This window comes from Streptomyces sp. NPDC048696, assembly GCF_043198895.1.
Classification (GTDB): domain Bacteria; phylum Actinomycetota; class Actinomycetes; order Streptomycetales; family Streptomycetaceae; genus Streptomyces.
This window is the reverse complement of the sequence record NZ_JBICVJ010000004.1, coordinates 1-8,019: the sequence shown is the minus strand read 5'-3', so window position 1 is coordinate 8,019 and position 8,019 is coordinate 1. Positions and strand designations below refer to the sequence as shown.

The window sequence follows — 8,019 nt, the reverse complement described above, 5'->3', positions numbered from 1 at the left end:
ACCAGCCGGACCTCCCCCGCCCCACTCCGTGCGGCTCGCCGTGTTCGTCTGCGGGCCGGTGGGAACTGCGCGAGCAACCCAGCACGGTCCGCAGACGAAAGCGGGGTGCAGGGGCGCAGCCCCGCGTACCCACCCACCCGCAGGGGCCCGGGGCGAAGCCCCGAAGCGGGGTGCAGGGGCCGCAGGCCCCGCGAAGGGGTCCGGGGGCGTAGCCCCCGGGAGACCACCTACAAGCGCTGGAGGATCGTCGCCGTAGCGAGCGCACCCCCCGCACACATAGTCACCAACGCGAACTCCCGATCCCGCCGCTCCAGTTCATGCAGCGCCGTCGTGAGAAGCCGCGCCCCCGTCGCCCCCACCGGATGCCCGAGGGCGATCGCGCCCCCGTTGACGTTCACCTTCTCCAGGTCCTGGTCGAAGACCTGCGCCCAGGACAGCACCACGGACGCGAACGCCTCGTTGATCTCGACGAGGTCGATGTCCCGCAGCGACATCCCCGCCTTGCCGAGCACGGCCCGCGTCGCGTCGATCGGCCCGTCGAGATGGAAGTGCGGGTCGGCCCCCACCAGCGCCTGGGCCACGATCCGCGCCCGGGGCCGCAGCTTCAGCGCCCGCGCCATCCGTTTGGACGCCCACATGATCGCGGCCGCACCGTCCGAGATCTGCGACGAGTTCCCGGCCGTGTGCACCGCCGTCGGCATGACGGGCTTCAGCCGGGCCAGCGCCTCCGCGCTCGTGTCCCGCAACCCCTCGTCCCGGTCGACGAGCCGCCACATGCCCTGCCCGGCCGCCTGCTCCTCCTCGGTCGTCGGCACCTGCACCGCGAACGTCTCCCGCTTGAAGCGCTCCTCGCCCCACGCGACCGCCGCCCGCTCCTGCGACCGCAGCCCGAGCGAGTCGACGCGCTCCCGCGTCAGCCCCCGGTGCCGCGCGATCCGCTCGGCCGCCTCGAACTGGTTGGGCAGATCCACGTTCCACTCGTCCGGGAAGGGCTTCCCCGGCCCGTGCTTGGACCCCGACCCGAGCGGTACGCGCGACATGGCCTCGACGCCGCAGCTGATCCCGATGTCCACGACCCCCGCCGCGATCATGTTCGCGACCATATGGCTGGCCTGCTGCGACGACCCGCACTGGCAGTCCACGGTGGTCGCCGCCGTCTCGTACGGCAGCCCCATCGCCAGCCACGCGTTGCGCGCGGGGTTCATCGACTGCTCGCCGGCGTGGGTGACCGTACCGCCGACGATCTGCTCGACGCAGTCGGCGTGGATCCCGGTACGGCCGAGCAGTTCACGGTAGGTCTCGCCCAGCAGATAGGCGGGATGGAGATTGGCGAGCGCGCCCCCGCGCTTGCCGATCGGTGTGCGTACGGCTTCGACGATGACGGGTTCCGCGGCCATGAGCTCGTCCTCTCCTCGCACAGATTCCTTGCGCAGACTCCTCGCACAGTCGCCGGGGGCCTCCCGGAGCCGCCACAGCGAATGAACTAGTACGCGTTCTAGTTCTGAGTGCAGTCTGGTGAGACTTACCCCCGGTACGCAAGGGTTGTGCACGCACCGCACGCGCTCACACGCGCTCGCGCGCCCGCAACGGATCCCGCACCGCCCCTTGCGACTTGTAGAACCCGTTACTACCTTTCAGTCAAATTCTGATGGGTCGTCAGACACGGACAGACACGGACTTGTCTTCGTCAGACTCACACATGGAGTTGCCGATGCGCTGCCCCCACCTTCCCGAGGGATTCGACTTCACCGACCCCGACCTCCTCCAGGCCCGCGTCCCGTACCCGGAGTTCGCCGAGGCCCGGCAGACGGCCCCGGTCCTGTGGTGCCCGCAGCCGCACGGCCTCGCCGGCTTCGGCGACGACGGCTACTGGGTGGTGACACGGCACGCCGACGTCAAATACGTCTCCACGCACCCGGAGTTGTTCTCCTCCACCACCAACACGGCCGTCATACGCTTCAACCAGAACATCACCCGCGACCAGATCGAGGTCCAGCGGCTGATCATGCTGAACATGGACCCGCCGGAGCACACCCGGGTCCGCCAGATCGTCCAGCGCGGCTTCACCCCGCGCGCGATCCGCTCACTCGAAGGCGCCCTGCGCGACCGCGCGCACCGCATAGTCGACACGGCCCTCGCCGCCTCGAAGGGCCGCGACTCCTTCGACTTCGTCACCAACATCGCCGTGGAACTCCCGCTCCAGGCCATCGCCGAACTCATCGGCGTCCCGCAGGAGGACCGTACGAAGATCTTCGGCTGGTCCAACAAGATGGCGGCGTACGACGATCCCGAGTACGCCATCACCGAGGAGATCGGCGCCGAGGCGGCGATGGAGATCGTGTCGTACGCGATGAACCTCGCGGCCGCCCGCAAGGAGCGCCCCGCGAAGGACATCGTGTCGACGCTGGTCGCGGCGGAGGGCGAAGGCAACCTGCTGGCCGACGAGTTCGGCTTCTTCGTCATCCTGCTCGCCGTCGCGGGCAACGAGACGACCCGCAACGCGATCAGCCATGGCATGCACGCGTTCCTCACCCACCCCGACCAATGGGAACTCTACAAACGCGAACGCCCCGAGACGGCGGCCGAGGAGATCGTGCGCTGGGCGACCCCGGTGGTGTCCTTCCAGCGTACGGCGACGCAGGACACGGAGCTGGGCGGCCAGAAGATCAAGGCGGGCGACCGGGTCGGCCTCTTCTACTCATCGGCGAACAACGACCCCGAACTCTTCGACGAGCCCGAGAAGTTCGACATCCTCCGCGACCCGAACCCGCACCTCGGCTTCGGCGGCGGAGGTCCGCACTTCTGCCTCGGCAAGTCGCTGGCGGTCCTCGAAATCAACCTGATCTTCAACGCCATCGCCGACGCCCTCCCGAACCTGACGCTTGCGGGCGACCCGCGCCGCCTGCGCTCGGCATGGCTGAACGGCATCAAGGAACTTCAGGTCACGCCGTAACGGACCGCACGAAGGCGCCGAACGCGGCGGGAGTGAACATGATGGCCGGGCCGTCCGGATTCTTGGAGTCACGGACGGCTACGGCGTGGGGGAGGTCGGCGATCTGTATGCATTCGCCGCCCTGGTCGCTGCTGTGGCTTGACTTACGCCAGGCGGCGCCGTGGAGGGTGGCGCACTCTACGCATTCACCGCCCTGGTCGCCGCTGTGCGAGGACTTACGCCAGGCGGCGCCGTGGAGGGTTGCGCACTCGACGCAGTCGCCACCCATGTTGCCGCTGTAGCTGGATTTACGCCAACGGGCCTCCGCCAGCCGAGAGTTGCTGTTCCCCATAGCATTCCTCCATCACCCGACGGATCAGCTCTGCCGAGTCCCGGAGGGACAGGGCAGCCGCCTGCAGGTGATCGTAATAGAGGGAACAGTTCCTGACGACATCCGGATTAGCCGTGGGATGCGCGGTCCCATACCCCTCGGTGTAGACGATCGGCGAATCGTCCAAAAAGCGGTACAGGTTGAACGATCCCTGCAATCCAGCATGCGCCCCAACCGAGAACGGCAACACCTGGATATTCACGCTCGGGTTGTTCTCGTAACTCAACAGGCGAGCCAGTTGGCCACGCATGACCTCCGCCCCGCCGATGCCCTGGCGCAACGCCGCCTCGCCCAGGATCGCCCACAGCACCGGAAGCTTCTCCTTCTCCAGGATCCGCTGCCGAGCGAGCCGGACCGTCGTCCGGTCGTCTAGCTTGGCGGCGTCCACGGCACCGAGCACCGCACGTGCGTACCCCTTGGTCTGGAGCAGCCCGTGCACCATATGCGTCTGGAAGGTATAGATCTCGATCGCCCGCGACTCCAGCTCCGCAACCTGCTGAAACCACGCCGGAAGCTGGCTCCGCAGCACCAGCGGCAGCAGCCGGGACAGCAATCCACCGGTCCCCAGCGCGATGTCCGCACGCTCGCTGAAGTCCGCCGTCGGCAGCTTCCGTGCCGTCTCGATCTGGCCGATGAGCGAGCCGGTGTACGAGATGATCGCGCCCAGTTGCTTCTGGGTGAGCCCGACCGCCTCGCGGTAGCGGCGCAGCTCGTATCCGTAGTAGTCGAGCGGCGACGCGCTCGGGTCGAGGACGTTGATGTGGACCACGGCGGGTACCCCCTCGGGCTCAACTCCGCTTACTTCCAAGCGGGTTGCATTCGTTCCGTAGCCGAGCGTAGCCATCACGCGGCACGCTCGTACCGTGAACGACAATTCCCAGTACGGCATGCGCTTCACGGTCGGCGCGCACTCCGCCCGCCATGTACGCAGGATCGTCCGTACCCACCTGGACCAGTGGGCCATGTCCGAGGTGTCGGAGGCGGCGGAGCTCGCCGTGACCGAACTGCTCGCGAACGTGGTGCGCCATGTGCCCGACCGCTACTGCGTGTTGAAGCTCAGAAGGCAGCCCCACGGCGTACGGGCCGAGGTGTCGGACGGCTTCCCGCAACTCCCCCTCCCCCGCACCGCCTCGGACGACGACGAGTCGGGCCGGGGCCTCGTCCTGCTCGACGCGGTCGTCGACAAGTGGGGCGTCTCACCGGGGTTGACGAAGACCGGCAAGACCATCTGGTTCGAGTGCGGCACGGCCACGTCCGCGTCCGCCTCCGCACCCCGGACTCCGGCCCCGGCCGCTCCCTCCGACGTAGACCTTGATGATCCCCGTTACGACTGAAACAGTTGAGATCGAACATGATCTCAACTGGATCGGTGGGGGAATGAGCAAGCAGAAACAGAATCAGCACCTTGCGGTCACCGAGCGCACCCGGCATCGGCGGCTGCGGGAGCAGGGCAGTACCCGTGTCGCCGATCTCGACGCGGTACTCCGCGCCGGGTTCGTCTGCCATCTCGGTGTGGTGGTCGACGGGGTGCCGATGGTCGTGCCAACCGTGTACGGGGTCGACTTCGGCACCCGGACGCTGTACGTCCATGGGTCCGTGGCCAGCCGCAGCCTCGTACAGGCGCCGGAGACCACCGTCTGCGTCACCGTGACGCACATCGACGGGCTCGTCCTCGCCCGGTCCGTCTTCGAGCACGGGGTCAACTACCGCAGCGCCATGGTGTACGCCGTGCCCCGGCTGATCGATGACGGGGACGAGCTGCTGCACGGGCTGCGGGTCGTGACCGAGCAGTGCGCGCCGGGGCAGTGGGAGTACGCGCGCCGACCCAACCGCAAGGAGCTCGCGGCCACTTCGCTGCTGGCCCTCGCCCTCGACGAGGCGTCCGTCAAGACCGCGTCCGGCCCGCCCCAGGACGGGGACGGGCCGGACGGTGAACTCGGGCTGTGGGCCGGGGTGATACCGATGCGGAGCTACTTCGACGCGCCGGAGCCCGACCCGGCTCTGCCCGCCGGCATCGACTTGCCTCCCCATGTCGCGGCCCTGGGCCCCGGCAGGTCCGGCAGCTGAATCCCGCGCGGCCCGGCCAGTACATATACGAGGCCGAAGCCCGCGCCGACGACCGTCGCGCCGCCGATCGCGTCCAGCACCCAATGGTTGGCGGTGGCGATGATCGCGCAGACCGTGAAGAGGGGGTGGAGCATGCCGAGTGCCTTCATCCAGAGCTTCGGGGCCACCACCGCGATCACGATGCCGCACCACAGCGACCAGCCGAAGTGCAGGCTCGGCATCGCCGCGTACTGGTTGGTCACCTGCGTCAGCGGGCCGTAGTCCGGGTTGGCCAGGTCCTGCGGGCCGTGCACGGTGTCGATGAAGCCCATGCCCGGCATCAGGCGCGGCGGCGCCAGCGGGAAGAACCAGAAGCCGACCAGGCCGAGCAGCGTCGCGAAGCCGAGGGCCGAACGCGCCCAGCGGTAGTCCGCCGGGCGGCGCACGTACAGCACGCCCAGGACCGTCAGCGGGATGATGAAGTGGAACGTCTCGTAGTAGAAGTTGAAGAACGACAGCAGCCATTTCGCGTGCTGGATCGAGTGGTTGGCCCAGTGCTCGATGTCGATGTGGAGCGCGCGCTCGATCGACACGACGGTCCGGCCGTGCGCCTGTGCCGTCTCGCGCCCGGCGCTCGCGGCGAGGCGGATGTGCGAGTACGCGGAGTAGCCGACGCGGATGGCCAGCAGTTCCAACAGCAGGTTCGGGCGGCTCAGGACCCGGCGCCAGAAGGGGAGCAGTGGTATCCGGGCCCAGCGCGCCGGGGCCGACGTCCCGTACTTCGTGGGGACCGGCGCGCGGAAGTGCTCGGAGGTGCGCGGCAGGAACGGGACGGCGCACGCGGTGACGAGCGCTGTGAGGAGGGGAACGTTGTCACGTATCGGGTACATCGCCGCCATGTTGGGCAGCAGGACCGTGCCCGGCAGCGTCATGACGAGGACGACCACGGCGGGCCACACCAGCCGGTCGCGGACCTTGGTCCCGGCCCGGCCGACCATCGCGAGCAGCACCCAGAGCAGTTGGTGCTGCCAGGCGGTGGGCGAGACGGCGACGGCGACGCATCCGGTGAGGGCGACGGCGAGCAGGAGTTGGCCGTCGCGCGCGTAGCGGACGGCGCGGCGCAGCCCGAGGAAGATGACAGCGGCGGCGAGCACCAGGAAGAGCGCGATCTCCAGCGGCCCTTCCAGGCCGAGCCGGAGCAGGGCGCCGTGCAGCGACTGGTTGGCGAGGCTGTCGGCGCGCGCGCCGAGCCCCGCGCCCGCCACATGGTGGACCCAGTACGTCCAGGAGTCGTGCGGCATGAGCGCCCAGGTCAGGGCGGTGGCGGCGGCGAAGGTCCCGGCGGTGGTGACGGCCGCGCGTCTGCGCCCGGTGAGCCAGAGCAGCGGCACGAAGAGCAGCACGGTCGGCTGGAGGGCCGCGCCGATGCCGATGAGCGCCCCGGAACCGCGTTCCCCTCGTACGGCGAAACAGCCGAGCAGGACGAGAAGTACGGGGATGATGCTGGTCTGGCCGGTGGTGAGGGCGTTGCGGACGGGCAGCGAGACCATCAACAGGCTGATGGCGACGGGCGCGGCGAGCAGCGAACTGCGCCGCGAGATCGGTCCCGGCAGCGCGCGGGCGACGATCACGCCGATCACGGCGACGAGCAGCAGGGTCGAGAACGTCCAGGCGACGCCGAGCGCCTGCTCGGCGGAGTGGGTCAGGGGCTTGAGCACCAACCCGGCGAACGGGGTGCCGGTGAAATGCTCCTTGTCGTAGAGCGAGCCCTTCACATGTAAGACGCCATTGACGCCATTGACACCGTCGACGCTGTTGACGCCGGTCCAGGTCTCCAGGTCGGTGAGCCGTTGACCCGGTGGAAGCCGCAGCACGTGTGCCATCTGCCGTATCGCGAGCACTGCGGCGACCAGCCACAGGACCACACGGGCCATGCTCATCCTGGTGTCGGCGGACCCCGTGTCCACCGTGCTTCCGCGTCGGCCGTGCTCCGCATTCGCCACGCCCCGCCGAACCTCCTGGTCGCGTACCCGGCCGCCCCCGGCTCCGGGGCGGCATCCTTAGAGCCTCGCACCACCCCGATGAGAAGACTCAGGCAACCCCTATTTCGCCTGACTGTCATCGGTGTTTCGACCGAAATCACGTTTGCCGGAATCCGCGACGCACCGGCTGCCGCCGTATCGTGCGGTGCATGAGCATTGTGAAGATCAACGTCCTGACGGTCCCGAGCGAGCAGCGCGAGGTCCTTGAGCAGCGGTTCGCCGCGCGGGCCGGGGCGGTCGAGAACTCCGACGGTTTCGAGTGGTTCGAACTCCTGCGCCCGGTCGAGGGCACCGACCAGTACCTCGTGTACACGCGCTGGCGCAGCGAGGCGGACTTCGAGAAGTGGATGTCGACGACGATGAGGGGTTCGCACGGCGGCGGCGCCGGTAACGGCGCCAAGCCCGCCGCGACGGGTTCCACGCTGTGGTCCTTCGAGGTAGTCCAGCAGGCGTCCCCGAAGGCCTGACGCGTTCATTCGTCTGCGGGTGGGTGGAGGCTTGCTCGCGCAGTTCCCCGCGCCCCTAAAGGAGGGCCCGAAGGGCCCATCTAAGGGGCGCGGGGAACTGCGCGAGCAACCCGGCACGGTCCGCAGACGACAACTTCCCGC

General features: G+C 68.8%; 8 protein-coding genes. 4 read left to right on the top strand and 4 right to left on the bottom strand.

The window, feature by feature from the left end; genetic code table 11:
* Nucleotides 1-227: 227 nt before the first annotated feature.
* Nucleotides 228-1,397: a steroid 3-ketoacyl-CoA thiolase gene (locus ACGFRG_RS09190; RefSeq protein WP_361425416.1), complete on the bottom strand. Its 1,170-nt coding sequence runs from the start codon at nucleotides 1,395-1,397 to the stop codon at nucleotides 228-230.
* A gap of 314 nt (nucleotides 1,398-1,711) precedes the next feature.
* Here ACGFRG_RS09190 and ACGFRG_RS09185 point away from each other — a divergent pair, with 314 nt between their 5' ends.
* Entirely contained in the window at nucleotides 1,712-2,953 is a 1,242-nt protein-coding gene (locus tag ACGFRG_RS09185) for a cytochrome P450 (protein WP_393262759.1), read from the top strand.
* On the opposite strand, the gene ACGFRG_RS09180 is transcribed toward ACGFRG_RS09185, so the two are convergent.
* On the bottom strand, nucleotides 2,943-3,221 hold the full coding sequence (locus ACGFRG_RS09180; protein ID WP_393262756.1) for a DUF397 domain-containing protein: 279 nt from the start codon (nucleotides 3,219-3,221) through the stop codon (nucleotides 2,943-2,945). The two genes, ACGFRG_RS09185 and ACGFRG_RS09180, sit on opposite strands and share 11 nt — an antisense overlap.
* Before the next feature lie 19 nt (nucleotides 3,222-3,240).
* Nucleotides 3,241-4,092: a helix-turn-helix transcriptional regulator gene (locus ACGFRG_RS09175; protein ID WP_361425425.1), complete on the bottom strand. Its 852-nt coding sequence runs from the start codon at nucleotides 4,090-4,092 to the stop codon at nucleotides 3,241-3,243.
* A 94-nt stretch (nucleotides 4,093-4,186) separates the two neighbouring features.
* Between ACGFRG_RS09175 and ACGFRG_RS09170 the strand changes: the two genes are divergently transcribed.
* Nucleotides 4,187-4,657 (top strand): ATP-binding protein, encoded by a 471-nt coding sequence (locus ACGFRG_RS09170; RefSeq protein WP_393262753.1) that lies wholly within the window; start codon nucleotides 4,187-4,189, stop codon nucleotides 4,655-4,657.
* Nucleotides 4,658-4,700: 43 nt separating this feature from the next.
* Nucleotides 4,701-5,390, top strand: coding sequence for a pyridoxamine 5'-phosphate oxidase family protein (locus tag ACGFRG_RS09165; RefSeq protein WP_393262750.1), 690 nt, complete (start codon nucleotides 4,701-4,703; stop codon nucleotides 5,388-5,390).
* Here ACGFRG_RS09165 and ACGFRG_RS09160 read toward each other — a convergent pair.
* Complete coding sequence (locus ACGFRG_RS09160; protein WP_393263301.1) at nucleotides 5,294-7,309, bottom strand: bifunctional glycosyltransferase 87/phosphatase PAP2 family protein; 2,016 nt, start codon at nucleotides 7,307-7,309, stop codon at nucleotides 5,294-5,296. The genes ACGFRG_RS09165 and ACGFRG_RS09160 overlap by 97 nt on opposite strands.
* A 251-nt stretch (nucleotides 7,310-7,560) precedes the next feature.
* On the opposite strand from ACGFRG_RS09160, the gene ACGFRG_RS09155 reads away from it, so the two are divergent.
* Nucleotides 7,561-7,878, top strand: a complete 318-nt coding sequence (locus tag ACGFRG_RS09155; protein ID WP_361425434.1) for an antibiotic biosynthesis monooxygenase — start codon at nucleotides 7,561-7,563, stop codon at nucleotides 7,876-7,878.
* Nucleotides 7,879-8,019 lie beyond the last annotated feature (141 nt).